Annotated in this window: 22 protein-coding genes; 15 read left to right on the forward strand and 7 right to left on the reverse strand. The window is 64.1% G+C overall.

Features of this window, described 5'->3' with window-relative positions:
* Positions 1-78 precede the first annotated feature (78 nt).
* The 6 genes from AC0MRV_RS19065 (at position 79) to AC0MRV_RS19090 (ending at position 9,054) form a co-directional block, all read left to right on the forward strand.
* On the forward strand, positions 79-1,524 hold the full coding sequence (locus AC0MRV_RS19065) for a rhamnulokinase (RefSeq protein WP_472766104.1): 1,446 nt from the start codon (positions 79-81) through the stop codon (positions 1,522-1,524).
* A complete protein-coding gene (locus AC0MRV_RS19070; RefSeq protein ID WP_472766105.1) occupies positions 1,521-2,780 on the forward strand; it encodes an L-rhamnose isomerase in 1,260 nt (419 codons plus the stop codon). The genes AC0MRV_RS19065 and AC0MRV_RS19070 overlap by 4 nt, the downstream gene beginning before the upstream one ends.
* A 23-nt stretch (positions 2,781-2,803) precedes the next feature.
* Complete coding sequence (locus AC0MRV_RS19075; RefSeq protein WP_472766106.1) at positions 2,804-3,562, forward strand: (Fe-S)-binding protein; 759 nt, start codon at positions 2,804-2,806, stop codon at positions 3,560-3,562.
* Between the two features lie 151 nt (positions 3,563-3,713).
* A complete protein-coding gene (locus AC0MRV_RS19080) occupies positions 3,714-5,111 on the forward strand; it encodes a LutB/LldF family L-lactate oxidation iron-sulfur protein (RefSeq protein ID WP_472766107.1) in 1,398 nt (465 codons plus the stop codon).
* A complete protein-coding gene (locus AC0MRV_RS19085) occupies positions 5,108-5,737 on the forward strand; it encodes an LUD domain-containing protein (protein ID WP_472766108.1) in 630 nt (209 codons plus the stop codon). The genes AC0MRV_RS19080 and AC0MRV_RS19085 overlap by 4 nt, the downstream gene beginning before the upstream one ends.
* Positions 5,738-5,868: 131 nt before the next feature.
* Positions 5,869-9,054, forward strand: a complete 3,186-nt coding sequence (locus AC0MRV_RS19090) for a glycoside hydrolase family 2 TIM barrel-domain containing protein (RefSeq protein ID WP_472766109.1) — start codon at positions 5,869-5,871, stop codon at positions 9,052-9,054.
* A gap of 1 nt (position 9,055) precedes the next feature.
* Here AC0MRV_RS19090 and AC0MRV_RS19095 read toward each other — a convergent pair whose 3' ends face one another.
* Entirely contained in the window at positions 9,056-10,093 is a 1,038-nt protein-coding gene (locus AC0MRV_RS19095) for a LacI family DNA-binding transcriptional regulator (RefSeq protein ID WP_472766110.1), read from the reverse strand.
* Positions 10,094-10,238: 145 nt separating this feature from the next.
* Here AC0MRV_RS19095 and AC0MRV_RS19100 point away from each other — a divergent pair, with 145 nt between their 5' ends.
* From AC0MRV_RS19100 to araD, 3 genes are read left to right on the forward strand one after another with little or no spacing between them, the layout of a single operon-like run.
* Positions 10,239-11,912: a ribulokinase gene (locus tag AC0MRV_RS19100; RefSeq protein WP_472766111.1), complete on the forward strand. Its 1,674-nt coding sequence runs from the start codon at positions 10,239-10,241 to the stop codon at positions 11,910-11,912.
* A 45-nt stretch (positions 11,913-11,957) separates the two neighbouring features.
* Positions 11,958-13,466, forward strand: a complete 1,509-nt coding sequence (gene araA / locus AC0MRV_RS19105) for an L-arabinose isomerase (RefSeq protein WP_472766112.1) — start codon at positions 11,958-11,960, stop codon at positions 13,464-13,466.
* A 16-nt stretch (positions 13,467-13,482) separates the two neighbouring features.
* Positions 13,483-14,184 (forward strand): L-ribulose-5-phosphate 4-epimerase AraD, encoded by a 702-nt coding sequence (gene araD / locus AC0MRV_RS19110; RefSeq protein ID WP_472766113.1) that lies wholly within the window; start codon positions 13,483-13,485, stop codon positions 14,182-14,184.
* Positions 14,185-14,197: 13 nt separating this feature from the next.
* Here araD and AC0MRV_RS19115 read toward each other — a convergent pair whose 3' ends face one another.
* Genes AC0MRV_RS19115 through serA form a run of 6 tightly spaced genes read right to left on the reverse strand, consistent with a single transcriptional unit; the run spans position 14,198 to position 21,129 of the window.
* Positions 14,198-14,896, reverse strand: coding sequence for a rhomboid family intramembrane serine protease (locus AC0MRV_RS19115; protein WP_472766114.1), 699 nt, complete (start codon positions 14,894-14,896; stop codon positions 14,198-14,200).
* Positions 14,897-14,921: 25 nt separating this feature from the next.
* The gene (thrC, locus tag AC0MRV_RS19120) at positions 14,922-16,283 is read right to left on the reverse strand and encodes a threonine synthase (RefSeq protein WP_472766115.1); all 1,362 of its coding nucleotides are present in this window, start codon (positions 16,281-16,283) and stop codon (positions 14,922-14,924) included.
* Positions 16,284-16,317: 34 nt separating this feature from the next.
* Positions 16,318-17,535 carry an aspartate kinase gene (locus tag AC0MRV_RS19125; protein ID WP_472766116.1) on the reverse strand — a complete coding sequence of 406 codons (1,218 nt, stop codon included), beginning with the start codon at positions 17,533-17,535 and terminating at the stop codon, positions 16,318-16,320.
* Positions 17,536-17,552: 17 nt separating this feature from the next.
* Positions 17,553-18,860, reverse strand: a complete 1,308-nt coding sequence (locus AC0MRV_RS19130) for a homoserine dehydrogenase (protein WP_472766117.1) — start codon at positions 18,858-18,860, stop codon at positions 17,553-17,555.
* Between the two features lie 23 nt (positions 18,861-18,883).
* Positions 18,884-19,513: a glycerol-3-phosphate 1-O-acyltransferase PlsY gene (plsY, locus tag AC0MRV_RS19135; protein WP_472766118.1), complete on the reverse strand. Its 630-nt coding sequence runs from the start codon at positions 19,511-19,513 to the stop codon at positions 18,884-18,886.
* 26 nt (positions 19,514-19,539) lie between these two features.
* Entirely contained in the window at positions 19,540-21,129 is a 1,590-nt protein-coding gene (serA, locus tag AC0MRV_RS19140; RefSeq protein ID WP_472766119.1) for a phosphoglycerate dehydrogenase, read from the reverse strand.
* A gap of 154 nt (positions 21,130-21,283) precedes the next feature.
* On the opposite strand from serA, the gene AC0MRV_RS19145 reads away from it, so the two are divergent.
* The 6 genes from AC0MRV_RS19145 to AC0MRV_RS19170 all read left to right on the forward strand — a co-directional run bounded on the left by AC0MRV_RS19145 (position 21,284) and on the right by AC0MRV_RS19170 (position 26,417).
* Positions 21,284-21,904 (forward strand): HD domain-containing protein, encoded by a 621-nt coding sequence (locus AC0MRV_RS19145; RefSeq protein ID WP_472766120.1) that lies wholly within the window; start codon positions 21,284-21,286, stop codon positions 21,902-21,904.
* 71 nt (positions 21,905-21,975) lie between these two features.
* Positions 21,976-22,890, forward strand: coding sequence for an AraC family transcriptional regulator (locus AC0MRV_RS19150; RefSeq protein ID WP_472766121.1), 915 nt, complete (start codon positions 21,976-21,978; stop codon positions 22,888-22,890).
* A gap of 12 nt (positions 22,891-22,902) precedes the next feature.
* Complete coding sequence (locus AC0MRV_RS19155; protein WP_472766122.1) at positions 22,903-23,514, forward strand: GyrI-like domain-containing protein; 612 nt, start codon at positions 22,903-22,905, stop codon at positions 23,512-23,514.
* 103 nt (positions 23,515-23,617) lie between these two features.
* Positions 23,618-24,103 carry a methylated-DNA--[protein]-cysteine S-methyltransferase gene (locus tag AC0MRV_RS19160; RefSeq protein WP_472766123.1) on the forward strand — a complete coding sequence of 162 codons (486 nt, stop codon included), beginning with the start codon at positions 23,618-23,620 and terminating at the stop codon, positions 24,101-24,103.
* 75 nt (positions 24,104-24,178) lie between these two features.
* Entirely contained in the window at positions 24,179-25,210 is a 1,032-nt protein-coding gene (tdh, locus tag AC0MRV_RS19165) for an L-threonine 3-dehydrogenase (RefSeq protein ID WP_472766227.1), read from the forward strand.
* A gap of 16 nt (positions 25,211-25,226) precedes the next feature.
* Positions 25,227-26,417, forward strand: a complete 1,191-nt coding sequence (locus tag AC0MRV_RS19170; RefSeq protein WP_472766124.1) for a glycine C-acetyltransferase — start codon at positions 25,227-25,229, stop codon at positions 26,415-26,417.
* Position 26,418: the final 1 nt, after the last annotated feature.

Raw genomic sequence — 26,418 nt, forward strand, 5'->3', positions numbered from 1 at the left:
TCGTTCGGACCATCCTTTGTTCTCTTCGTTGGCTTCTGTAAACGCTCGCCTGCCCCCAAGCCCCTCCGTTCACCTCCGTTGCCTCCTGTAAAACCACCCCTCCATTGCGCCGCGGTCGACCTTGGCGCGACCTCCGGCCGGGTCATCGTCGGCACCTGGGCCGACGGTGCGCTCACGCTCAACGAGGTGCACCGCTTTCCCAACGCCATCCGCTCGCTCGGCGGCCACGACTATTGGGACGTGGCTACGCTCTGGCAGGAAGTCGTGACCGGCCTCCATGCCGCCGCCCGCAGTCTGCCCAAAGGCGCTTCGCTCGCCTCCGTGGGTGTCGACACCTGGGGCGTCGACTACGTCCTGCTCAACGAACACGGCCGGCTCGTGTATCCAGTTCACGCCTACCGCGACGCACGCACTCAGGCTGGACTGCAGTCGCTGCTCAACACCCGCGCCGCCCTTGCCCGCATCTACGCGGCCACCGGCATCCCCGCGGTGTTCTACAACAGCTCGTTCCAACTGGCCGAAACCATCGCCAGCGATCCGAGCATCACCGACCTCGCCGCGCGCTGTCTTTTCCTGCCGGACTACTTCAACTACCTCCTCTCCGGTCGCCAGGCCAACGGTCTTTCCATTGCGAGCACCACCCAGCTCCTCGACGTCAAGGGCCATGACTGGTCGCGCGAGGCCTTGGACTATTTTCGGGTGCCGCCGACGTGGTTGAGCACCCCGGTCAAATCTGGCACCAAACTCGGCCGCGTCAAAGATCTGCCCACCCTCGCCCCCACCCAGGTCATCGCCGTGCCCGGCCACGACACCACCTGCGCCTACGACGCCATGCCGGCCGCCGCGGAAGGCGGCGACATCTTCCTGAGTTCCGGCACGTGGTCGCTGGTCGGCTTCGAATCCAAAACTCCGATCCTCGGTCCCGACGCGCTCGCCGCCCGCGTCGCCAATGATCGCACCGGCCGCGGCGAATACCGTCCGCTGATCAACGTCATCGGACTTTGGCTGCTCGAGCGCACCCTCGACACTTTCCCTTCCCGGCCGACCAACGACCGCGAGTGGCGCACGTTGATCAAAGCTGCCAGCGCCTTGCCTGCGCCCAAACGCTTGCTCGATGTCACCGATCCGACCTTCGGCAACCCCGCGTCCATGCGCGCCGCCATCGACGCGCAGTTGAAGCGTCATCGCACCAAACCGCCGCGCGACCTCGCCGGCTACGTGCGACTCATCTGTGATTCGCTCGGCCAGGGCCATGCCGACGTGGTGCGGCGTTTCGAGACACTTTCCGGCCAATCCTTCCGCCGCATCCTCATGGTCGGCGGCGGCGCCAAGAACCAGCTGCTCTGCCAGACCACCGCCAACGCCTCCGGCCTGCCCGTGCACGCATTCCAGATCGAGGGCTCCGCCGTCGGCAACCTCGCCAACCAACTCATCGCGCTCAAGGCCGTCAAAAACCTCGCCGCCTTCCGCGCCTCCCTCTCCACCCAACTCAAAGCGAAAATCTACCGCCCCGTTTCGTCATGACCGCTTCCGCCTACTCTTTTGCCCGCGATGCCTACGCCGCCGTTGGCGTCGACACCGAAAAAGCCATCAAACAGGCCCTCGCCGTGCCGATCTCGCTGCACTGCTGGCAGGCCGATGACGTCAAGGGCCTCGAGACCCGCACCGAGTCCGTTGATGGCGGCGGCATCATGGCCACCGGCGGTTACCCCGGCGCCGCCCGCACCGGCGACGAAATTCGCCAGGACGTCGCCAAGGCCCTGTCACTCCTGCCTGGCAAACACCGCTTCAATCTGCACGCGCTCTACGCCGAAACCGACGGCGTGCCCGTCGATCGCGACGCCCTGCAGCCCGCCCACTTCGAACGTTGGATCGCCTGGGCGAAATCCCAAAAGATTGCCCTCGATTTTAATCCGACCTACTTCGCCCACCCGCTCGCCAACGACGGCTTCACGCTCTCCCACGCTTCCAAGTCCGTGCGCCAGTTCTGGATCGAACATGGCAAACGCTCCCGCGAGATCGCCGAGCACATGGCCACCGCGCAACGCGGCGTCTGCGTGAACAACCATTGGGTGCCGGATGGCGCCAAGGACGTGCCCGCCGATCGCCATGCCCCGCGCCAACGCCTGCGCGACAGCTACGATGCCATCTTCGCCGACACCTCGATCGACGCGGCCAAGTGCGTCGACGCCGTGGAAGGCAAACTCTTCGGCCTCGGTTCCGAGGAATACGTCGTCGGTTCCCAGGAGTTCTACTCCAACTACGCCCTCTCCCGCGAAAAGGTGCTCTGTCTCGACCTCGGTCACTACCACCCGACCGAATCCGTCGCCGACAAGATCTCCGCCCACCTGCAGTTCCACCCCAAACTGCTCCTGCATACCAGCCGCCCGGTCCGTTGGGACAGCGACCACGTCGTCGTGCTCGACGACCAGGTGCGCAACCTCTTCCTCGAAATCGCCCGCGGCAAAGCGTGGAACCGCATCTACGTCGCGCTCGATTTCTTCGACGCCTCGATCAACCGCATCGCCGCCTACGTGATCGGCACCCGCGCCACCCGCCAGGCCATCCTATGCGGACTGCTCGATGCCACTTCGCAGCTCAAGGCCGCCGAAAAATCCGGCAAAGGCCACGAACGTCTCGCCCTCATGGAACTCGGCCGTTCGTTGCCTTGGGGCACGGTGTGGGACGAACTCTGCCGCCGCGCCGAGGTGCCGGTGGGCGCAGACTGGCTCGCCGACGTCACCACCTATGAGCAAACGGTGCTTGCTGCCCGTCGTTGAGCGCAAAGCCTCTCTGTCACTCCGTGATTGCCGATCGCCAACTTCCCGCCGCCGACCGACGCGTGCAGCTCATGGCAACCTGCCTGTGCGACGCCTTCTACGACGACGTTGCCCGCGCCACGGTTGAGGTGCTGGAACACCTCGGCTGCATCGTCGAGTTCCCCGAAGGCCAGACCTGCTGCGGCCAACCCGCGTTCAACGGCGGCGACTGGTCCGCCTCGCGCAAGGTCGTGCGTCACACCGTGAAGACCTTCGCCGGTGATGCCCCGGTGATCGTCCCCTCCGGCTCCTGCGCCGCCATGCTCTTTCACGGCGCGCCGCTCGAGTTCGAAAAGGAAGCCGATGCTGCCGACGTCGCCTCGCTCGGCCGCCGCACCTGGGAACTCGCCGACTTCATCGTCAACGGACTCGGCGTGAAAGCCTGGCCCGGTCGATTCGACGCCAAGCTCGCCTTTCATCGTTCCTGCCACAGTCGCGGGTCCAACAGCGGCGCCGCTGCGCTCGCTCTGCTCGAGTCCATCGACGGCGTGACCGTCGCGCCGTTTGGCGAAGCCGAACAATGCTGCGGTTTCGGCGGCACTTTCTCGGTGAGCTTCCCCCATATCTCGGCCAACATGGGCACGCTGAAATTGGAGAACGTGCGCGCCACCGAGCCCGATTACCTCGTCTCCGCCGACATGAGCTGCCTCATGCACATGGGCGGCCTCGCCGAAAAAGCCGGCGCGCCCCTAAAGACCCGCCACTTCGTCCAAATCCTCCGCGACGCGCTGCCAACCAAATGATTGTTCTCAACCACGAATGGACACGAAAGGCTACACTACCGTTTCGCATCCAAACCGAGTTGGTTACAGCCGAGTCGTCAGCGCGTAGCCGGTAGGCGAAGCGATTCGTGTCCATTCGTGGTTAAAAAGTCCGTTCCATCCTGCCCGTCCCATGCCCGTTCAACCCATTGATGCCTACGCCGCCGCGCTGCCGCCCGACAAGCGGGAGTCGGTTTATCAGAGCACCAAGGGCACGCACGAGAAGCGGACGAAACTGCTGTGGGACCATTTCCTTGATCCCGATGAGCTCCGTCACACCGCCGGCGCGATCAAGCAGCATGTGATCGAAAATCTGGATACGCTGCTCCCGGCCGCCGAAGCCAAACTCCAGGCCAATGGCGTGCAGGTGCACTGGGCCAGCACCGCCGAAGACGCCTGCGCCGCCGTGCACGCCATCATGCAGGCGCGCGGCGCCACCAAACTGGTCAAATCCAAGACCATGGTGAGCGAGGAAATCGAACTCACGCCCTACCTCGAGGCGCGCGGCATGGAAGCGCTCGAGACCGACCTCGGCGAGTTCATCGTGCAGATCGATCACGACCACCCGTCCCACATCGTTCGTCCCATCATCCACAAGAACCGCCGCGAGATCGCCACCAGCTTCGAGCGTGAGGGCCTGGGCGACTACAACGACGAGCCCGAGGTCATCACCCGCCGCGCCCGCGATTTTCTGCGCCAGAAATACCTGCAGGCCGATGTCGGCCTCACCGGCGGGAACTTCATTTCGGTCGAAAGCGGACGCCTCGTGTTGGTGACCAACGAAGGCAACTCGCGCTTCTGCCTCGCCGCCCCCAAGGTGCATATCGCGTTGGTCGGAATTGAGAAACTCGTTCCCCGCGACCGCGACCTCGGCCTGTTGCTCAACCTGCTCGGCCGCAGTGCCACCGCCCAGCAGCTCACGGTCTACACCGAGTTCATCTCCGGCCCGAAGTCCGCCGAACAGCCAGACGGCCCCGAGGAGATGCACGTCGTCTTTGTCGACAATGGCCGCACCGAGGTCCTCGCCTCGGAGTGCCGCGAGATCCTGCGCTGCATCCGTTGCGGCGCCTGCCTCAACGTTTGTCCGATCTACCGCCAGGCCAGCGGCCACGCCTACCGCAGCGTTTATCCGGGACCGGTTGGCGCCGTGCTGTCCCCTCTGCTCGCGGGCAAAAAATTTCCCGAACTGGCCGACCTGCCCAAAGCGTCCTCGCTCTGCGGTGCCTGCAACGAGGTCTGCCCGGTCGACATTCCCATTCCCGACCTGCTGCTGCGTCTGCGCAACAAGGGCAAAACCGAAGGTGCCCCCAAGGCGTCAATCGGCGTGCCGCCCATGGGTGCCTGGGCCTTGATGGCCAGCCAACCCACCGCGTGGAAAGCCGCGCTCGTCGGCGGCAAGGTCATCAACCACCTGCCCACCAAACTCATTCCCTTCCCGCCGCTGCAGGCCTGGACCGCGTCGCGCACGCTGCCCGAGTGGCGCGGTGGCGCCTTCCGCAAGTGGCTCAAAACGCGTTCGTCCAAATCATGAGCTCCGCTCGCGACCAGATCCTCAAGCGCGTAAACGACGCCCTCGCCCCTCTGCCGGAGCGGGCGCCGCTGCCCGATTGGGACCGCGAGCTCGTGCGTATGCGCGAATCCACTACGCCACCCGCCGATCAACTTTGGACTCTCTTCGCCGAACGTCTGCGCGCGGTGAACGGCGAGCCAGTCGACCAGCTCAACACCCTTGTCGACCTGCTGCGCGACCATGGTTGGCTGCATGGCTATTGTGATCCCGCGTTGTGGCCGGAATTGGAAGGGGCGTTCAACGAGAGTTTCACGGTCGAAACGACCTTCGATCGCACGAGGGTCGATGACTACGCCTTCGGCATCACGGCGGCCGCCGGCGCGATCGCCGAAACCGGCACGCTCATTCTCGGCGATCACACGACGTCCACCCGGCTGGCCGCCCTGGCGCCCTGGGCGCACATCGCGGTCGTGCGCGACACGCAGATTGCCCCCGATATTCCCGCCGCGCTCGCTTCCCTGCCGGATGATCCGAATCTGATCTTCGTCACTGGTCCGTCCAAAACCGCGGACGTGGAGGGCATCTTGATCGAAGGCGTGCACGGCCCCGGCCGGCAAATTGCCCTGCGTCTGGGCGCCCCCGCCTGATCCGGGTTGGCCGACGCAACCCGCTGTCGGCACCGCGTTTTAGGCACCGTTTCCGGCACTTGGTCCCACGGCACTCGAACCTAGAGGCGCGCTTGGACCAAAGTGGGGGGCATCAAACCCTCGCTGGCGCCATGATCCGTTCACTTTGCCTTTTCCTCGCGCTCACCATCGCCGCTCCATTCGCCGCCGCTGATCGGCCCGAGTGGGATAATCCTGCCATCATCCAGCTCGGCCACGAGCAACCGCGCACGAGCTTTGCCGCGTTCCCAACCCGGGCCGCGGCTCTTACCAACATCCGCAACCCAGCAGCCTCGCCCAACCTCGCCTCCCTCAACGGCGAGTGGGCCTTTCATTGGTCACCCAACCCGGCTTCCCGCCCGGTCGACTTCCATCAGCCCGACTTCGACGTCTCCGCGTGGGGTTCGATCCCAGTGCCGAGCAACTGGCAATTGCAGGGCCATGGCCTGCCGATCTACGCCAACGCTCGCTACCCCTTTCCCATCGACGAGGCGCGTCCGCCACAGGAGTGGAATCCCGTTGGTTCCTACCGGCGCGACTTTGTTCTGCCCGCCACCTGGAACTTCGATGCGGCGGCGGGAGAACACATCTTTCTGCACTTCGCCGGCGTCGACTCGGCCTTCTACGTTTGGGTCAACGGCCAACGAGTCGGCTACAGCGAGGACAGTCGCACGCCGGCCGAATTTGACATCACGCCCTTCCTCCGCACCGGCCCCAACGTGCTCGCCGTCGAAGTCTATCGTTGGTCCGACGGTTCCATTCTTGAGGACCAGGACTTCTGGCGCCTGAGCGGCATTTTCCGCGATGTCTATCTGTGGCGCTCCGGCGCAAACCGCATCCGCGACGTGCGTCTCCTCGCGGACTTCGACCCGCGCTCCGGCCAGGGTGAACTCAGGATCGATCTTGATCTCGTCACCACCGACACGGGTCTCGAAGCCGAGGTGGAGGTGCTCGAGCCGTCCGGAGCCACCCTCGCTCGTCACACAGTCGCCGCCCGGCCCCTCGATCCTGCCGATCAGGGATGGGATCTCAGCATGTCCCTGCCGCACGTTGCGCCCTGGAGCGCCGAGTCCCCCAACCTTTATCCTGTGCTGGTCACGCTCCGTGATGCGACGACCCGACGCGTGATCGAAGTCGCGCCGTTTGAAGTCGGGTTTCGCCGGGTGGAAATCCGCGACTCCCTCCTGCTGGTCAACGGCGTCGCGATCAAACTCAAGGGCGTCAATCGGCACGAACACGATCCGATCGGCGGCCACGCGGTGAGCCGCGAGGCTATGATCGCGGACATCGCGTTGATGAAACGCCACAACCTCAACGCCGTCCGCACCTCGCACTACCCGAATCAGCCCGAGTGGTATCGCCTCTGCGATCAGGCCGGTCTCTACGTCATCGACGAAGCCAACCTCGAGACCCATGGCTTCGGTCGTCACACCGCCCACAATCGCATCGCCCACGATCCCGCCTGGGCGCAACCGATCCTCGATCGCACCCAGCGCATGATCGCGCGCGACTTCAACCACCCGTCGATCATCCTTTGGTCCACCGGCAACGAGTCGGGCGACGGCCCGAACCTCAAGTCGGTCCGCACCTGGGTGAATGCCCACGACCCCTCGCGGCCGCTCCACTACGAGAACAGCAACCTCGACGTCCCGGGCCTCGACGGCTCCAGCAGCGATCTCATCTCCCACATGTATCTGTCCGCAGCCGACTTCGACACCGAGTTGGCCAAGTGGCCGGACAAGCCGCTCATCCTCTGCGAATACACCCACGCCATGGGCAATTCCAACGGCAACCTCGACGCCTACTGGGATCGCATCTTCTCCCATCCGCGGCTCGCCGGCGCTTTTGTCTGGGACTGGATGGATCAAGGGCTCGTCCAACCCGTGCCTTTCGGGCGCGTCGATCCTTGGGGTCGCGAAACCTTCTTCGCCTACGGTGGCTGGTGGGAGGACCGGGCGGCCGTGCCCAACGACAACAACTTTTGCATGAACGGCCTCGTGGCCGCCGACCGCACGCCGCATCCCGGCCTGCTCGCCCTGAAGCACATCATCCAACCCGTGAGCGCCACCTTGATCGGCACCGCCGCAAAGACGCTCACCCTGCAACTGACCAACCGACTCGACTTCACCAACCTCGACGCACTCGTCGAGCTGCAGTGGACGCTTCTGCGCAACGGCGTCGTGGTTGAAACCGGCCACACCGACATGCCCACCACCCCCGCCCGGGACCAATCGCGGATCACCCTCACCCCGCAAACGGATTGGCCGCACGAACCGGCCGAGATCGTGCTGCAGCTCTCCTATCGCACCAAGCACGCTTCCATGTGGTGGAAGTCCGGATACGAACTCGGCCACGATGAATTCGCGCTTGGCGGCTCCTTTGCCGTCGATGCCCCCGCCGCCCACGGTGCAACCCCCGCGGTCTCGCGCGGAGGCGGACTCATCACCGTCTCCGGCGAAGGTTGGTTCGCGACATTCGACGAAGAAACCGGTGACCTTCGATCCTGGACCTGCGGCGATACGATTCTGGCCGAACGGTCGCAACCGGACTTCTGGCGCGCTCCGACCGACAATGACCGCGGCGCCGGCCTGCGTCTCGATCGGTCAAATCCATCGGGCCGCCTCGCGCCTTCGCTGGTCTGGGCCGACGCCGTCGCGAAACGCGTGGTGACGGCGGTCGAGGTTTCGCTCGACGACTTTGATCACGCTGCGACGATTACGTCCACCGGCACCATGCTCGATGGCACCGCCCAGGTGAGTATCGCCTATCGCGCGCTCAGCGATGGCTCGATCGAGGTAAGCTACGACTACCAAACCGAAACCGACCTGCCGACCATCCCTCGCGTCGGCATGCAGTGGCGGATCCCCACCGGGTTCTCCGCCGTTCGCTGGTATGGTCGCGGCCCCGAACCCACCTACTCCGACCGCGCCTTCTCCCGCCTCGGCGTCTACACCCAAGGCACCCTGGAAAGCTGGACCGACTACTCGCGCCCCCAGGCCAACGGCAACAAGCTCGACGTGCGCTGGCTGGAACTCACCGATGCGCAGGGACGCGGCGTGCGTGTCAGCACGCTGGATGCACCCCTCAGCTGCGAGGTTTCGCCCTACAGCGGGGCTCAGATCAGCGGCGTCAACTACTCGTGGCAACTGGGCCCAAGCGAGGCGACCTACCTGAACATCGATGCCGTGCAAATGGGTGTCGGCGGCGATGACAGTTGGGGCGCGATTCCGCACGAATCGTTTCGTCCCACCGCCAAACGCTACCACTACCGCTACCGACTCGAAACCGTTGGGCTTTGAATCACCGACCGGGCGCGCTCGCACCCGGCACCCAGGTCGCGCCGATCAGCGTCGCGCGCGGGAATTCGTTCACGCCGGTCTCGTTGTTGTGGATTTGGCTGATCACCATGTCCACCGCCGCCTCGCCCACGGCGAAGTTGTGCTGGTTCATGCCCGCGACTTCCGGTCGGGTCGCCCGCCACTCGAGCTGAATCGCCGCGATGTCCTCCGGCACCTTTCGACCGGTGGCTTCGATCCACCGCAGCACGCGGTTGTAGAGGGTGAACACCACGTCGGGTTGGTGGCGATCCAGCCATTCGCGGAACTCCGCCGGCACCTCCTCGGTCGTGCCCGCGCTGTTGAACACCGGCAACTGCCGCGATTTCGGCGCCATTTGCTGGCCAGTGCGAAACCCGGCCGAAAAGCGATGTTCCACCAAGGCGTCGATCACCTCGTCGATCACCAGACCCGGCCGCCGGTAACCGAGTTCGAACGCCCGCTCCACGGCGCGCAACGCGAGGTGGTGATGGTCCACGCAGCAAAACGACAAGGCCGGCGCGCGCGTCCGCACCCCTGTCACCACTGTCGGAAACGACTCCCACAACGGGGTAAACTCCGGCGGCAAGCGATTGGAGTCCATCAGCCCGACCAGGATGATGCCCTTGATGCCGCGGGTCTGCAGGATGCGCCGCAGCCGTTCGGGTTTGTAGGCCGGGTCATGCATCCAAAAGCGGTCGAAGGCGTAGCCGGTCTTTTCCGCCCGACTCTCGCACCCGGCAACGTAGGTCGGGATCGTCGGATGCTTCGACAACGCATCGCGCTGCCGGTTGGCATTGATCAGCGCAAGCTTGGCCTGAAAACCCGATGAGCGCGAGGCTCGCAACTGCGCCATCAGATGCGCGACGACCGCGTTCGGTTGATAGCCCAACTTGTCCGCCACCGCCTGCACCTTCGCCCGTGTGGACGCCGAGATTCGGCTGTCCCCCTTGAGGGCCAGCGAGACGGTGTATTTGGAACACCCAACTTCCCGGGCTATGTCGGCCAGCGTGCAACGCGCCATGCACCCATGCTTGGCGCGCCCGAAACTAACGGTCAAGCAAAGCGCCGATTTTCCCCCCGCAAGTGCAGTCCAATGATTGAACAAACCGCTCCGTGAGGAGATTGGTTTCAACCCCGCCTTCTTTCACCCCGAAATCCCGCTTCCCATGTCTGCCACCTATACTCTCGGTCTCGACTACGGCACCAACTCCGCCCGCGCGCTCATCGTCCGCACCAGCGACGGCAAGGAGTTCGGCTCTTGCGTCGTCAACTACCCCAGCGGTCATCAGGGCATTCTGCTTGATCCCAAGGATCACAACGTCGCTCGCCAGAGTCCGCTCGACCACCTGCACTGCCTTGAGGCCGCCACCAAAGGCGCCTTGGCTCAGGCCTCCAAGAAAAAGGGGTTCAAGGCTGCCCAGGTTATCGGTATCGGCGTTGATACGACCGGTTCGAGCCCGATCCCCGTCGACGCCAACAACCAGCCCCTCGCTGCCCAAAAGAAGTTCGCCAAAAACCTCAATGCCCACTGCTGGCTGTGGAAGGATCACACCTCTTGGCGCGAGGCGGCCAAGATCACCCAGCTCGCCGCCAAACACCGGCCGGAATACATCGCCAAGTGTGGCAACACTTACTCCTCCGAGTGGTTCTGGGCCAAACTTTGGCACTGCCACAACGTCGACCGCGCCGTCTTCGAGGCCGCTTATTCCTGGGTTGAAATGTGCGACTGGCTGCCCGCCATCCTCGCTGGCGTGACCGACCCCAAAGCCGTCAAACGCGGCGTGTGCGCCGCCGGCCACAAGGCCCTCTATGCCGAGGATTGGGGCGGCCTGCCCGACAAAAAATTCCTGCGTAAACTCGCCCCCGCTTTGGCCGATCTCCGTGATCGCCTCTACGATCAGGCCTACGACGCCAGTGCCTCCGCCGGTAACCTCTGTGAGGCATGGGCGAGCAAGCTCGGCCTGCCCGCGGGCATTCCCATCGCCATTGGTGAGTTCGACGTGCACTACGGCGCCATCGGTTCCGGCGTCGAGGAAGGCACCCTCGTCAAAGTCATCGGCACCTCCACCTGTGACGTCGGCGTCGTTTCGGCCAAGAAATCCGTCGCCGACATCCCCGGCATCTGCGGCATCGTCAAGGGCGCCATCCTGCCCGGCTACTACGGCATCGAGGCCGGTCAGTCCGCCGTCGGTGACATCTTCAAGTGGTGGGTTGAGGTCGTCTGCGCCGGCGACGACAAGACGCACGCCGCCTTCACCAAACAGGCTGCCAAGCTCGCGCCCGGCGAAAGCGGTCTGCTCGCGCTCGATTGGAACAACGGCAATCGCACGATCCTGGTCGACCAGCGCCTCACCGGCCTGCTCCTCGGCCAGACCCTGCACACCACCCCGGCCGAAGTTTACCGCGCGCTCATCGAGGCCACCGCCTTCGGCGCCCGCGCCATCATCGAACGCATTCGCGAATACGGCGTGCCGATCAAACGCGTCGTCTGCGCCGGCGGCATCGCGGAAAAGAACCCAATGCTCATGCAGATCTACGCCGACGTCACCGGTTGCACCATGCTCGTCGCCGGTTCCTCGCAGGCCTGCGCCCTCGGTTCCGCGGTGAGCGCCGCCGTGCTCGCCGGCGCCCATCCCGACTTCAAGACCGCCGAAGCCAAGATGACTTCGCTCAAGCCGGTCGAATACAAACCCGAGCCCAAGGCCCGCAAAACCTACAACCAGCTCTACGCCTTGTATCGACAAGTCCACGACAGCTTCGGCGGTGTCACTGAAACCGCCGCCCTCGGCGGGGTCATGAAACAACTGCTCAACCTCAAGGAAAAGGCCCGCAGCGCCTGATCCACTTGTCACGTATTACGTGACAAAGTCCCTCTACCTATTGATATGAAACAACTTCCATCTCCTGAAATCTGGTTCGTCTGTGGTTCGCAGCACCTCTACGGTCCCGGCCCGCTCAAGGAGGTCGCCGCCAACGCCGCGACCATCGCCGGCAAGCTCGACGCGTCCAAGAAGCTTCCCCTCAAGGTTGTCTACAAGGCCCTGCTCACCACGCCGGATGAGATCACGAACCTCTGCATCGAGGCCAACGCCAACCCGGCCTGCGGCGGTCTCATTCTCTGGATGCACACCTTCTCGCCATCCAAAATGTGGATACGCGGGCTCGGCCTGCTCAAAAAGCCCTTCCTCCACCTCCACACCCAGTTCAATCGCGATCTGCCCTGGGGCACGATCGACATGGACTTCATGAACCTCAACCAAGCCGCCCACGGCGACCGCGAGGCCGGGTTCATCCACAGCCGCATGCGCCTCGCCCGCAAGGTGGTCGTGGGCCATTGGAGCGACGGCGAAGTGCAGGATCGCATCGGCGCCTGGATGCGCGCCGTGCGCGGCTGGACCGATTGGCAGGGCGCCAAGTTCGTCCGCTTCGGCGACAACATGCGCCAGGTCGCGGTGACCGAGGGCGACAAGGTATCGGCCGAAATGAAACTCGGTTTCGCCGTCAACACCCACGGCGTCGGCGATCTCGTCGCGGTCGTCAACAAGGTCAAAAAGGCCGACATCGATGCGCTCTGCGCCGAATACGAAAAGTCCTACAACGTGGTCGCCGCGCTGAAAAAAGGCGGCAAGCGCCACGAGGAGCTCCGCTACTCCGCTCGGCTCGAGCTCGGCATCGGAGCCTTCCTCGAAGACGGCGACTACAAAGGCTTCACCGATACCTTCGAAGACCTGCACGGCCTCAAACAACTGCCCGGCATGGCCACCCAACGCCTGATGGACGCCGGTTACGGCTTCGGCGGCGAAGGCGACTGGAAAACCGCCGCGCTCGTCCGCGCCATGAAGGTCATGGGCCACGGCCTCAAGGGCGGCACCTCCTTCATGGAGGACTACACCTACCATCTCTCGCCCAAGGGCCACCAGGTGCTCGGTGCCCACATGCTGGAGATCTGCCCCTCTATCGCCGCCGGCAAAGCCAAGGTCGAAGTCCACCCGCTCGGTATCGGCGGCAAGGAGGACCCGATCCGCCTCGTCTTCGACGCCCCGGCCGGTGAAGCCCTCAACGCCTGCCTCATCGATCTCGGCAACCGCTTCCGTCTCATCGTCAACGAGGTCAAGGCGGTCAAGACGCCCAAACTGCCCAAGCTGCCCGTCGCCCGCGCCGTTTGGGAGTGCAAGCCCGACTTCAAGACCGCCTGCCAGGCCTGGATCCTCGCCGGCGGCGCCCACCACACCGGCTACAGCTACACCGTCACCAGCGAGATGCTGGAGGACTTCGCCACCATCGCCGGCATCGAAGCCGTGCACATTGACGCCGACACCCGCATCTCCGGCCTCAAGCAGGACCTCCGCAACAACGAGGTCTACTACCACCTCAACCAAGGCTTCCGCGCCTAAGCGGACGTCCCTGACCATGCTCCTCGAACTCAAACGCGAAGCCTACGAGGCCAACCTCGCCCTCCCGCGCGAGGGCCTCATCAACCTCACCTTCGGCAACGCCTCCGCGATCGATCGCGACAAGGGTATCTTCGCCATCAAACCCTCGGGCGTCGCCTACGATGACCTCAAACCCGAGGACATGGTGCTGGTCGATCTCGACGGTAACATCGCCGAGGGCCAGATGCGCCCGTCGTCCGACACGCCGACGCACCGTCGCCTCTTCCTTGCCTTCGAATCCGTCGGCGGCGTCGTGCACACGCACAGCTCCCACGCCACCGCCTTCGCTCAGGCCGGCCGCGCCATCCCGATCTTCGGCACGACCCACGCCGACTACTTCTACGGCGACATTCCGGTGACCCGTAAAATGACCGCCGACGAAATCGGCGGCGGCGCCTACGAGTGGGAAACGGGCAACGTTATCGTCGAGGCCTTCGCCGACAAGGATCCGGCGGACTTCCCCGCTGTCCTGGTCAACCGCCACGCGCCCTTCACCTGGGGCCCGACCGTGGCCAAGGCCGTCGAGGTGGCCGTGGCGGTCGAGTGCATCGCGCACATGGCGCTTATGTCGCTGCAACTCGCTCCGCAGCTCCCGACGATCGAAACGGAGCTCCTGAACAAGCACTTCAAGCGCAAGCACGGTCCCGGCGCCTACTACGGGCAGGCCGGCAACTGCTAACGACGTCCGGGCCTCACCCTTTTTTGCGACGGCGGGATTTCGATCCCGCCATTTTCTTTTGCCCGAGCAACCACACGACCAGAGCCCCCGCCACAAATCCCCCGGCATGCGCCCACCAAGCGACGCCACCACCGCCTGAAGTTGAGCCCAACGTGTCCATGCCTTGCGTCACCTGCAGAGCAAACCACAGGACGAGAAAGACGAAGGCCGGCACGGGAAGAACCGGCACCACCCACGGCACCAGCGATACGATCCATCGCGTGGGCAGCCGCACAAAATAGGCGCCCATGACGGCCGAAATTGCCCCGCTGGCACCGACCATCGGCACTTCGCTGCCCGGGTCCGACGCCACTTGGGCGAGCCCCGCAGCGACGGCACCGAACATGTAGATCAACAGAAACCGCGCGCCGCCAATGTGCTCCTCCAACGAGCGGCCGAACACCCAAAGGAACCAAGCATTGCCGAGCACATGCGCCGGTCCGCCGTGCAGGAACGCCGAACTTAGCACCGGAATCCACGCCTCCCAAGTCGTCCAAGCCCGTATCCATCGTTCGGGCACCAGCGCGAAACGCTGCAACCAGTCACCGGCGATTTCGGGCGTGAGCACCATCAGGGCCAGCTGCCCCAGAAAGACTCCCAGGATGAGCACAAGCAGCGTCGCCGTAATCGGGGTGGCGCGTCGTTTACCCAGTTTGTCCCAAAGCGGAAGCATTGTATCCCCCGCGAGCGCCGCTCGCTTAGACGGCGCGATCGCGAATGAAGCCGCGAATGGCGTCAGCCGTAGCCGCCACCGCGTGTTTCACAATCGGACGTTCCTTGAGCGCCTCGAGTGACGGGTGCGTCGCATCCACGCCGATGGCCGAACGAATTGTATCCGGGAACTTCGCCGGATGGGCGGTGGCCAGCACGACGCTCAGCCGATTCGAATCGAGATCGGCGAAACCGCAGGCCGTGTGCGGATCCGCCACATAGCCATATCGGTCGTAGACCGATTTGATGATCCCAGGAATCTCCGCGTCGGTGCAGCGGGAAGCGGAGAAGGTATCGGCGTCGAAGTTTTCGAAGGTGTAGCGCCCGGTCGACTTGAAGGTGCTCATGATCTCCCGCACCCGGGCCGGATCGCGACCGACGGAGAAGTAGAGGAAGCGTTCGAAGTTCGACGCCACCTGAATGTCCATCGAAGGCGCGAGACTCGGAGCCACATCATCGACCTTGTATTCGCCGGTGGTGAAGAGGCGGTAGAGGATGTCGTTCTGATTGGTCGCGACCTTGAAGCCACGGATCGGCACGCCCATGCGCTGCAGCATCCAACCGGCGAGCACATTGCCGAAGTTGCCCGTCGGCACCACAAACTCCGCTTCGTCGCGCCGATCGGCCGGCAGACGCAACCACGCCGAGAGGTAGTAGACGCACTGCGCCAGCACGCGGGCGAGATTGATCGAGTTCACCGCGGAGAGGCGGTGGGCCATACGGAAATCCTGATCGGCGAAGATCTCCTTCAACGCCGTTTGGGCATCGTCGAAGGATCCCTTGATCGCCATCGCGAACACGTTATCCGCGCCGGTGCAGGTCATCTGCCGCTCCTGCAACGGGGCGACGCGGCCATCGGGATAGAGGATGAAGATGGCGGTGCCGGGCTTGCCGAGCAGGCCGTGAATCGCCGCCGCCCCGGTGTCGCCCGAGGTCGCCCCGAGCACGTTGATCGACTGCTGCCGCGTCGCGCACTGGTGCTCGTAAAGGTTGCCGAGCAGCTGCAGCGCAAAGTCCTTGAACGCGAGCGTCGGACCGTGGAAGAGCTCGAGCACCTGCAGGTTGTCACTCAGAGGCACGAGCGGTGCGATCTCCGGGTGGTCGAAGGTGGTGTAGGACTTCGCGACGATCGCGTCGAAGGTCGCCGCGTCAATATCGGTCGCAAAACGGCGGAAGAACGCCGCGCACAGCGCCGGGTAATTCAGCCCGGACATCGCCTGCAGATCCGCCGCGGAAAACTGCGGCAGTTCCTCGGGCAGGAACAAGCCGCCATCCGGCGCGAGTCCGGTGGCGACAGCGTCACTGAAACCCAGCGCGGGAGTTTCGCCTCGGGTGGAGATGAATTTCATGCGGAGAACGGGCGACGCGGCCCGACCGTTTCACTCACTCGGCGTCGAGGCCGAACACCGTGTGCACGATGCGAGCGGCGTCGTCGGCCCGATCGAGATCGATGACGACGGAGATCTTGATCTCGGAAGTCGTGATCAGGTCGATGTTGATGTCGGCGTCGGCCAAGCCCTTGAAGAGATCGGCCGCGACGCCGGAGTGCGTCTTCATGCCGACACCGACCACGGAGAGTTTGGCGATGGCTTCGTGCACCGCCACATGACCGCCGCCGATTTCGTCGAGCACGGGCTCCAGCGACTTCTGGGCCTTGTAGGTGTCGCCCTGGGGGACGGTGAAGGTGAGGTTCGCGATGCCGTTGCGCCCGACGTTCTGCACAATCATGTCCACCACGATGTTGGCGTCGGCGAGCGCGCGGAAGACCTTCGCGGCGGAACCCGGCTTATCCAGGATGTTGCTCACGATGATCTTGGCTTGGTCCTTATCGACCGCGACGCCGCGAACGACGACCTTTTCCATGTGGGGGACTTCTGCTTTCACTACGGTTCCTCGGTTGAAGTTGAAGGATGAACGGACTTCGAAAAGCACGCCGTGTTTTTCGGCGAATTCGACGGAGCGGGACTGCATGACCTTCGAGCCGGACGAGGCCAGCTCCAGCATTTCGTCATACGAGATCTCGTCAATTTTTTGGGCCTTGCTCACGATGCGCGGGTCGGCGGTGTAAACGCCGTCGACATCGGTGTAGATCTCGCACTTGTCCGCGTTCACCGCGGAAGCGAGGGCGATGGCGCTGAGGTCGGAACCACCGCGACCGAGCGTGGTGATGTGGCCGTCCTCATTGATGCCCTGAAAACCGGCGACAATGACCACCTTGCCGGCCTCGAGCTGTTCCTCGACGGCTTGGGCGTTGATGGTGGTGATGCGGGCCTTGGTGTGCGAGCGATCGGTCTGGATGCCGGCCTGGGCCCCGGTGAACGAAACAGCCTGCACGCCCTGGCCGTGCAGCGCCATCGCGGTGAGCGCGATGGTCTCCTGCTCACCGACCGCGAGCAGCATGTCCATCTCGCGGTCACTGGGTTCGGCGCAAAGGGACTTGGCGCGGGCAAGCAGCTCGTTGGTCACCCCGGCGCGAGCCGACACAACCACGACAACCTGGTTGCCGCGAGCCGCCGTGAGTTTGATGCGCTCGGCGACTTTTTTGATTCGTTCGACGTCACCTACGGAGGTGCCGCCGTATTTTTGCACAATGCGTGGCATGGGAGGAGAAAAGGGATCTAGTCGTCGAAATTGGCGACGCGCAGGAGCAACGGCTTCGTGAGCACGGCGCTGAGTTGGCTGAGATTTTTCACCGCGGCGCGAATCGCCTTCTCGTTGCTGCGGTGCGTCGTGAGAATGAGCGAGGCCGCGCCGGCCTTGGCTCCCGCGCGTTGCTGGACGCTGGCGATGCTGACCTTGTATTTGGCGGTGACGCTCGAAATTTTGGCGAGCACACCCGGCGTATCACTCACGTCCATACGCAGGTAGTAGGAGCCTTGGATGTGCTCCGGCGGGCAAAGCGGGCGCTTGTGCTCGACCGGTTCCGGCAGCGGCGCATTGCCACGCAGCAGCAGGGCAATCGCGTCAACAATGTCGCTGATGACCGCGCTGGCGGTGGCGTCCTGCCCGGCGCCCCGACCGATGTAGACCGTCTCGCCGACGACATCGCCGGCGACCGAGATGCCGTTGTAGACCTCGTTGACGTTGGCCAGCACCTTGTCGCGCGAAAGCAGCGTTGGCGCGACACTCACGGCCAGTTCGTTGGTTTGCAGGTCTCGCGTAATGACCGCGAGCAGCTTGATGGCGTAACCGTTCTCGCTCGCGAACTGGATATCGGCCTGGCTGAGTTCGGTGATACCTTCGACCAACATGTTCTTGGTCGGCACCCAGGTGCCGTGAGCCAAGTAAGCCAGGATCGACGCCTTGTGCGCGGTGTCCCAGCCCTCAACGTCGAGGGACTCGTCGGCTTCGGCGTAACCGAGGGCCTTGGCTTCCTTGAGGATGACCGGATACGACAGGCCCTCACGCTCCATCCGGGTGAGGATGTAATTGCAGGTGCCGTTGAGGATGCCGTAGATGCGATCGAAGCGGTTGGCCACGAGCCCCTCGCGCAGGGCTTTGATGATCGGAATGCCGCCGGCGACCGAGGCTTCGAAGAAGTAATGGCCGCCGTGTTGCCGGGCGGCGGCGAAGATCTCGGGACCGTGCTCGCAAACCAAAGCCTTGTTGGCCGACACGACGGTTTTGCCCTCGCGCAGCGCGGCCAGCGTGACGTCCTTCGCCAGCGTGGTGCCGCCGATCAATTCACAAACGATCTGAATCTTCGGATCGGTCGCGACTTCCATCGGGTCGGCGGTGAGGCGGGACTTGCCGACGCGGACGCTGCGCTTTTTGGCGAGGTCGCGCACCGAAGCTTTTTTAAGCACGAGTTTGGCACCAAGGCGCGACTCGAGTTTGGCGCGTGAGCGGGTGATGTGTTTCCACACGCCCTGCCCCACGGTGCCGAGGCCGCAGATGCCGATGTTAACGACGGGAAAATCGCTCATAAGAAGGGTTCAGGCGGGACGCTTTACTTCCGGTCCCAACGATGCTCGGTGCCAGCCAGCAGGCGGCCGATGTTCGCATGGTGGCGCGCCACGACCAGCAGACCGAGGAGCGATGCCATGATGTTCAACGCGAGGCCGAACGACAGGAACCACGGCACCACCGCGATCACGAGCGCGGCGATGATTGAGGCCAGCGAAACATAACGACTGGCGAAGAAGGTGCCGACCCAAGCGACGGCCGCGCCAAGGCACGGGAGCGGCATCAGAATGAACAGACCGCCGGCAGCCGTCGCCACGCCCTTGCCGCCCCGGAATCCGAGAAAGCAGGAAAACGAATGACCGAGCACCGCGCCGACCACGCCGGCCACGCCGCCCAAGTCATAGAGCAGGCTTCCCGGCGCAGCGGCATCCCCGAGCACGATCGGAAACGCAATCAGCGGGCCGATCGTGGCGAAGATGCCTTTGAACACATCCAAGGTGAACACGAGGTTGCCCGGACCGGAACCGAGCACGCGTTTCACGTTGGTTGCCCCCGGGTTCTTGCTGCCCACCTCCAGAATGTTGACCCCCTTCGCCTTGGCCACCCAGTAGCCGAACGGCAGAGACCCCAGCACGTAGGCAACGGCAAAGGCGATGAGGAGTGGGGCCAGCATGGGGAAAGGAGCTTAGGGCGAGGACGTTACAACTGCACAAACTTTGCCAGCTTGATCTTCGCGTGAGCCTTGATCTCGTCGCGCACCTCGGCGGAGGGTTCGCTGTCCACGCGCACCACCATATAGGCGGTTTCACCCTGGACGAGGCGGCTCAGCGACATATCGGCGATGTTGACACCACCACGACCGAGCAGCGAGCCGACCTCGCCGACCATGCCCGGTTGGTCGAGGTTCTCGAGGACGAGCAACTTGCCTTCGGCGGCGACTTCGACCTCGCGACCGTTGATGCCGACGATACGGGGCATCTGGGCCTTGCCGATCAGCGTGCCGAGCGCGCAATGGCTCTTGCCTTGCGCATCCACCGCCTCGACCGAGATGAGCTCGGTGTAGTCGACATCGGAATTGGACTTGGTCACCTCCACCTCCACGCCGAGGCGCTTGAGGAGGAAGGGCGCATTGACCTCATTGACCTCTTCGCCGGAGATGCGACGCAGGTAACCGCGCTGGATGGAGCGGGTCACGGCATTGGCGTCGAGATCGATGATCTTGCCCCAATAGGTGATGCGCAGGGAGTCGATCTGGTCGGGGGAAATCTGCTGCACGAGCGTGCCGAGCTTGGCGCCGAGGTCGAGGTAGGGGCCCAGCACCTTGAGCGCCGCGCTGTCGATCGAGGGCATGTTGACTGCGTTGCGGATGATGCCGCGGGCGAGCACGTCGGTGATTTGCTCGGCAATCTCCACGCCCACGGCGGCCTGCGCTTCGGCGGTGGAGGCGCCGAGGTGCGGCGTGAGGGAAACATTGGGCAACGCCCGCAGCTCGCTGTCATTGGCCAGCGGCTCCTCCTCGAACACGTCGAGACCGGCGGCGGCGACCTGACCGGATTTGAGGGCGGCGATGAGGGCGGATTCCTTGATGATACCGCCGCGCGCGCAGTTGAAGAGGCGCACACCCGACTTGCACTTCGCCAGGGCGGCCTCGTCGATCATGTAGTGCGTATCATCGGTGAGCGGCATGTGCACCGTGATGAAGTCGGCCTGCGCAAGCAGCTCATCGAGCGTGACACCCTCGACCTGCATGGCCTTGGCGCGGCTCGGCGCGAGATAGGGATCGTAGGCCACGACGCGCATGCCGAACGCTTGAGCGCGTTTGGCAACTTCGCCACCGATGCGGCCCATGCCGATAATGCCGAGGGTTTTGCGGAAAAGCTCCACACCGGCGAAGGCTTTGCGGTCCCATTTGCCGGCCTTCATGGAAGCGGCGGCCTGCGGCACGGGGCGAGCGCCGCTGAGAATGTGGGTAAAGGTGAGCTCCGCCGTGGCGATCGTATTGCCCGAGGGCGTGTTCATGACGACGACACCGCGCTCGGTGGCGGCCTCGACATCGACGTTGTCCACGCCGACGCCGGCGCGGCCCACGACCTTGAGTTCGGGGGCGGCTTCGAGCACCTCCCGGGTGATCTTGGTCTCGGAACGGACCGCGATCGCGTGAACGTCTTTCACGAGCTCAAGCACTTGCTCGGGGGAGGAGCCATAGGCCTCCACGACTTCGAAGCCCGGCTGCTCACGCAGATAGGCTACTCCTTTGGCAGAGATCTTGTCGGCAACGAGGATTTTCATGGAGACAGTCGCCTCGGATCGAAGAGGTCCCCCTCCCCGCCCGCAAGGAAAAGCTGAGCCCTCTGTGCCTCGCCCAAAGTGGACGCCTTTCGCAAAAAAATGGCGAACGCGAAGACCGGTTGCCCATTGCCGCCCGATTCATCCAAGCTCGGACATGGAACCCTCCCCCGCTCCGCTCGATCGCCTCGGACGCCAAATCGCGTTCATTGTCGAGGTCGACAAACTCAAGGAGATCTTCCGGCAAACGCTGCTCACCCAAAGCCGTCGCCGCGAAAACGACGCCGAACATTCCTGGCACCTCTGTCTGGTCGTGATCACGTTGGCGGAATACGCCAACCAGCCCGACCTCGACGTGCTGCGTGTGCTTAAGATGTTGATCATCCACGACATCGTGGAAATCGACGCGGGCGACACCTTCGCCTACGACACGGCCGGCATGTCCAATCAACACGAGCGCGAGGCCAAGGCGGCCGATCGCCTCTTCGGTCTGTTGCCGGACGACCAGACTGCCGAGTTTCGGGGCCTCTGGGATGAGTTTGAAGCCCGCGAGACGCCCGAGGCCAAATTCGCCGCCGGCTGCGACCGCTTCCAGCCCATGCTGCTCAATCTTAACACCGAAGGCGCCTCCTGGCGCAAACACGGCATCACGCACGATCAGGTGGTCGCCCGCAATCGCCACATGGCCGAAGGATCGACCGCAATGTGGGAGCGGATTGCGGCGATGCTCGAGGAAGCGGTCGCCAACGGACTGCTCCCGGCGCGGCCTTCCGCCTGAACTCCGCGTTTTGCGCAATCGCGATCAAGCGCGTCGTCCTCCCGTGTGCTAAAACATCGCCGCACTCCACCATGCGGCCCGTCACCCTCAACGACTACAAACGACGCCTCCAACGCGTCATCGAGCACATCCACCAGCACCTGGATGAGCCGCTGTCGTTGAGCACCCTCGCCGGCATCGCACATCTGTCGCCCTTCCACTTTCATCGCGTCTTCACGGGCATGCTCGGCGAGACCGTGCAAGGTCTGGTGCGACGGCTGCGGCTTGAACGCGCCGCCTGGCAACTGCGCGAACACCGCGCCCGCGGTATCCTCGATGTCGCGCTCGACGCCGGCTACGACTCGCACGAGGCCTTCACCCGCGCCTTCGGGCGAGCCTTTGCGCTGAGCCCCAGTCGCTTTCAACGCGACCGCGGCCAATCGCCGCGGCTGCGCGCCCATTCCGGAGTGCATTTTGATCCGCACGGAGTCCCCGCTGGCTTCCGTTCGCGACCACTTCGCCACTTCGCCATGAAAGTCACCATCAAACACCTGCCCTCCGTCCAAGTCGCTTACGTGCGCCACATCGGTCCCTACGATCAAGTCGGCGTCGCCTGGGACGAAATCTGCCAACGGCTCGGCGCCACCGGCCACATCGGCCCCGGCGCCCAGACGCTCGGTATCAGCTACGACGATCCGGAAAACACCCCGCCCGAGGAGCTCCGCTATGACGCGGCCATCACCGTGCCCGACGACTTCGAGGCCCCCGCCGGCGTCCAACTGCAGCGTCTCGCAGGCGGCGACTACGCGGTCTTCACCCACCAGGGGCCGTTCAACCAACTCAGTCGCGCCTATCGTCACGTCATGGGCGAATGGCTGCCTCGCAGCGGCCGCGAGTTGGCCGACACGCCGTGCTTTGAGGCTTACTTGAGCGATCCGGAAAACACACCCGAAGACGAACTCCTGACCGACGTCCATGTGCCCCTCGCTCCCCTGCGCCAACCTTAAACGTCGCCACTCATGCCCGCCACCGACCGCCTCGATCTCTTCAAGTCGTTAAAAACTGAATACGCCCAGCCGCGCACCCCGCGCCTCATCGATACGACCCCCGGCATCTACCTGACCGCGACCGGTCAGTCCGCCCCCGGGTCCGACGACTACGGCGCCCGCGTCGCCGACCTCTATGCCGTCGCCTACACCTTGAAGTTTCGGCGCAAGCTCGGCGATGGCCCGGACTTCGTGGTCGGCAAGCTGGAGTGCCGCTGGCTCGCACTCCCGGAACACCGCGACGCCACCACGGGGTGGCAGTGGCAGCTGCTCATCCGCGTGCCGGATTTCATCACCAGCGCCGAACTCGATGAGACCGTCTCCGTCCTCATCGACAAGAGGAAGCCGGCCACTGTTCGCGAGGTGCAACTTGTCCCGCTGCATGAAGCGACCTGCGTGCAAATGTTGCACATTGGGCCTTATGATCAGGAACCGGAGACCTTCGCCCGAATGCAGGCGTTCGCCGCTGAACAGGACCTGGCCGTGCACGACGCGCCTCACGATATCTATCTCTCCGACCCGCGTCGCGTGGAACCGGCGCGCCTCAAGACGATCCTGCGGCAACCGGTGCGCCAAAACGCTTAAGCTTAGCCGCGAGCTTGAGCGGGGCGACTTTCGCCACTCGCTTACGCTCGCAGCCACATCCCCCTGCTCGACATCCCCGCAACCGCTCGCACGCTGGACAACCGTGCCTGTTCACCGTTTTGAAACCTCCATCGGTCCCTGCTCCATCGCATGGGAGGGCGAACAGATCACGGCTTTCGGGCTACTTTCGAACGGATCTTCCGATACAGAGCCAAACCCACCGGACTGGATTGTCGGCATCGCCGAACGAGTTCACCGCCATCTCAACGGCCAGCCGGAGGATTTCGTCAACCTGCCCTACGCGTGGGACCGCGTCTCCGACTTTCAGCGCCAGGTTTATGAAGCGGCGCTACGCGTGAAATCCGGCCAAACCATCAGCTACGGCGACCTCGCGCGAGCAATTGGCCAGGGCCCGGCCGTCGCCCGTGCGGTCGGCACTGCGCTGGGCCAGAATCCGTGGCCACTGCTGGTCCCCTGCCACCGTTTCATCGCGGCCGACGGCAAGATGACCGGCTTTTCCGCACCGGGTGGCATCAACACCAAACTGCGGTTGCTCGCCCTCGAGGGCAGTCAGCTGTTTGCCGAATAGCTGGCTAACTTTCATCGCCATTCAGGTTGTTTCCCACCTGCCACCATCCAAGCTCGGGCCATGCCTGAACGCACCATGCGGGCCATTGCCAAACTCTCGGCCGGCCCCGGTCTCCAACTCATCGAAGCCCCCGTGCCGCGACCCGGCCTGAACGATGTGCTCATTCGCGTGAAGCGCACGTCCATCTGCGGCACCGATGTGCATATCCACAACTGGGACCACTGGGCCCAACAGACCATCAAACCCCCGCTTATCATCGGACACGAGTTTGTCGGCGAGATCGTGGAAGTGGGTTCCAATGTGCAGGGTTTCGTGCCCGGCGACTTGGTCGACGGTGAGGGGCACATAGTCTGCGGCCGCTGCCGCAACTGCCTCGCGGGCCGCCGCCACCTCTGCCAATCCACTCAGGGCGTCGGCGTCAACCGCGATGGCGCCTTCGCCGACTTCCTCTGCATTCCGGCCAGCAACGCGGTGCACGTGGATCGTTCCATCCCGCTGGATGTGTTGTCCTGCTTCGACCCGCTCGGCAATGCCACCCACACCGCCCTGCAGTGGGACTTGGTGGGCGAAGACGTCCTCATCACCGGCGCCGGACCCATCGGCTGCATGGCCACCGCCATCGCCCGTAAATCCGGCGCCCGCAAGATCGTCGTCACCGACGTCAACGACGACCGCCTCGCCCTCGCCATGCAGATGGGCGCCAGTGCCACGGTGAATGTAGCGCGCGAGGACATCGCCACCTCCCAGAAACAGCTGGGGATGAAAGAGGGCTTCGACATCGGCTTGGAAATGTCGGGTAATCCCGCCGCCCTGCGCGCCATGATCGACAACATGACCCACGGCGGCCGCATCGCCCTGCTCGGGATCATGCCGGAGGCCGCCGCCATCGACTGGAACAAGGTCGTATTTAACATGCTCACGCTGCGCGGCATCTACGGCCGGGAAATGTATGAGACGTGGTATAAGATGACCGCACTCATCCAAAGCGGCTTGGATATCTCGCCGGTCATCACGCACCGCCTCCCCTGCACCGAATTTGAGGAGGGTTTTGAGCTCATGCGCTCCGGCCGCTCCGGTAAGATCGTGCTCGATTGGGAAAACCACTGAACCACCGCCCCCCGGCATGCACCCTGACTTTCAGCACCACCTCACCACCACCCTCGCCGACATCGAGCAGTCCGGCCTCTTCAAAACCGAACGCCTCATCGCCACGCCGCAAAGCGCGCGCATCGCCCTGCAGGACGGCCGCGAAGTCCTCAATTTTTGCGCCAACAACTACCTCGGGCTCGGCAACCATCCTGACATTGTGGCGGCGGCCCATGCGGCGCTTGATCGTTGGGGTTACGGCATGGCTTCGGTCCGTTTCATCTGCGGCACGCAGGAAATCCACCGCGAGTTGGAAGCGGCGCTCAGCCGCTTCCTGGGCATGGACGACACGATCCTGTATTCATCCTGCTTTGACGCCAACGGCGGCGTATTCGAGACCTTGCTTGGCCCGGAGGACGCCGTCATCAGCGATGCACTCAACCACGCCTCGATCATCGACGGCATCCGCCTTTGCAAAGCGAAACGCTACCGCTATCGCAACCGCGACCTTGCCGACTTGCAGGCGCAACTCGAAGCGGCCGACACCGCCGGCGCCCGCTTCAAACTCATCGCGACCGACGGCGTGTTTTCGATGGACGGCACCATCGCACCCTTGGCCGAAATCTGCGACCTCGCCGAACGTTTCAACGCCCTCGTGATGGTCGACGACAGTCACGCCGTCGGCTTCGTCGGGCCGCGCGGCCGCGGCACGCCCGAGCTCTGCGGCGTCGCGGATCGCGTCGACATCGTGACCGGCACGCTTGGCAAGGCCCTCGGCGGCGCCAGCGGCGGCTACGTGAGTGCTCGCCGTGATATCGTGGGGCTGCTCCGTCAACGCTCCCGCCCCTACCTGTTCTCCAACACGCTCGCGCCCGTCATCACGGCGGCCTCGCTCAAAGGACTGGAACTCCTCGAAGCTTCGACCGCGCTGCGCGACAAACTCGAGTCGAACACCAAACACTTCCGCGCCGGCCTCGAACAGCTCGGACTGAAGCTCAAGGCCGGCAGTCACCCCATTGTTCCGGTCATGCTCGGCGACGCGGCACTCTCGCAAAAGGTCTCCGCCCGCCTCCTTGAACTCGGCATTTATGCGATCGGATTCTTCTATCCCGTCGTGCCCGCCGGCGAAGCGCGGATCCGCACCCAAGTCAGCGCGGCGCACAGCGGAGCCGACTTGGATGCCGCCATTGCGGCCTTCGCCACGATCAAATCTGAATTCAATCTCTGAA

Origin of the sequence: Actomonas spartinae (genome assembly GCF_051209155.1) — a bacterium.
GTDB lineage: Bacteria > Verrucomicrobiota > Verrucomicrobiia > Opitutales > Opitutaceae > Actomonas.

What these genes read in the sequence shown, in the direction of transcription:
- AC0MRV_RS19115 (WP_472766114.1), bottom strand. Translation starts at nt 14,896, where the DNA reads ATGCTTCCGCTTTGGGACAAACTGGGTAAACGACGCGCCACCCCGATT.
- AC0MRV_RS19090 (WP_472766109.1), top strand. Translation starts at nt 5,869, where the DNA reads ATGATCCGTTCACTTTGCCTTTTCCTCGCGCTCACCATCGCCGCTCCA.
- AC0MRV_RS19080 (WP_472766107.1), top strand. Translation starts at nt 3,714, where the DNA reads ATGCCCGTTCAACCCATTGATGCCTACGCCGCCGCGCTGCCGCCCGAC.
- AC0MRV_RS19085 (WP_472766108.1), top strand. Translation starts at nt 5,108, where the DNA reads ATGAGCTCCGCTCGCGACCAGATCCTCAAGCGCGTAAACGACGCCCTC.
- araA (WP_472766112.1), top strand. Translation starts at nt 11,958, where the DNA reads ATGAAACAACTTCCATCTCCTGAAATCTGGTTCGTCTGTGGTTCGCAG.
- AC0MRV_RS19155 (WP_472766122.1), top strand. Translation starts at nt 22,903, where the DNA reads ATGCCCGCCACCGACCGCCTCGATCTCTTCAAGTCGTTAAAAACTGAA.
- tdh (WP_472766227.1), top strand. Translation starts at nt 24,179, where the DNA reads ATGCGGGCCATTGCCAAACTCTCGGCCGGCCCCGGTCTCCAACTCATC.
- plsY (WP_472766118.1), bottom strand. Translation starts at nt 19,513, where the DNA reads ATGCTGGCCCCACTCCTCATCGCCTTTGCCGTTGCCTACGTGCTGGGG.
- AC0MRV_RS19130 (WP_472766117.1), bottom strand. Translation starts at nt 18,860, where the DNA reads ATGAGCGATTTTCCCGTCGTTAACATCGGCATCTGCGGCCTCGGCACC.
- AC0MRV_RS19170 (WP_472766124.1), top strand. Translation starts at nt 25,227, where the DNA reads ATGCACCCTGACTTTCAGCACCACCTCACCACCACCCTCGCCGACATC.
- AC0MRV_RS19150 (WP_472766121.1), top strand. Translation starts at nt 21,976, where the DNA reads ATGCGGCCCGTCACCCTCAACGACTACAAACGACGCCTCCAACGCGTC.
- AC0MRV_RS19145 (WP_472766120.1), top strand. Translation starts at nt 21,284, where the DNA reads ATGGAACCCTCCCCCGCTCCGCTCGATCGCCTCGGACGCCAAATCGCG.
- AC0MRV_RS19125 (WP_472766116.1), bottom strand. Translation starts at nt 17,535, where the DNA reads ATGCCACGCATTGTGCAAAAATACGGCGGCACCTCCGTAGGTGACGTC.
- thrC (WP_472766115.1), bottom strand. Translation starts at nt 16,283, where the DNA reads ATGAAATTCATCTCCACCCGAGGCGAAACTCCCGCGCTGGGTTTCAGT.
- AC0MRV_RS19100 (WP_472766111.1), top strand. Translation starts at nt 10,239, where the DNA reads ATGTCTGCCACCTATACTCTCGGTCTCGACTACGGCACCAACTCCGCC.
- AC0MRV_RS19095 (WP_472766110.1), bottom strand. Translation starts at nt 10,093, where the DNA reads ATGGCGCGTTGCACGCTGGCCGACATAGCCCGGGAAGTTGGGTGTTCC.
- serA (WP_472766119.1), bottom strand. Translation starts at nt 21,129, where the DNA reads ATGAAAATCCTCGTTGCCGACAAGATCTCTGCCAAAGGAGTAGCCTAT.
- araD (WP_472766113.1), top strand. Translation starts at nt 13,483, where the DNA reads ATGCTCCTCGAACTCAAACGCGAAGCCTACGAGGCCAACCTCGCCCTC.
- AC0MRV_RS19070 (WP_472766105.1), top strand. Translation starts at nt 1,521, where the DNA reads ATGACCGCTTCCGCCTACTCTTTTGCCCGCGATGCCTACGCCGCCGTT.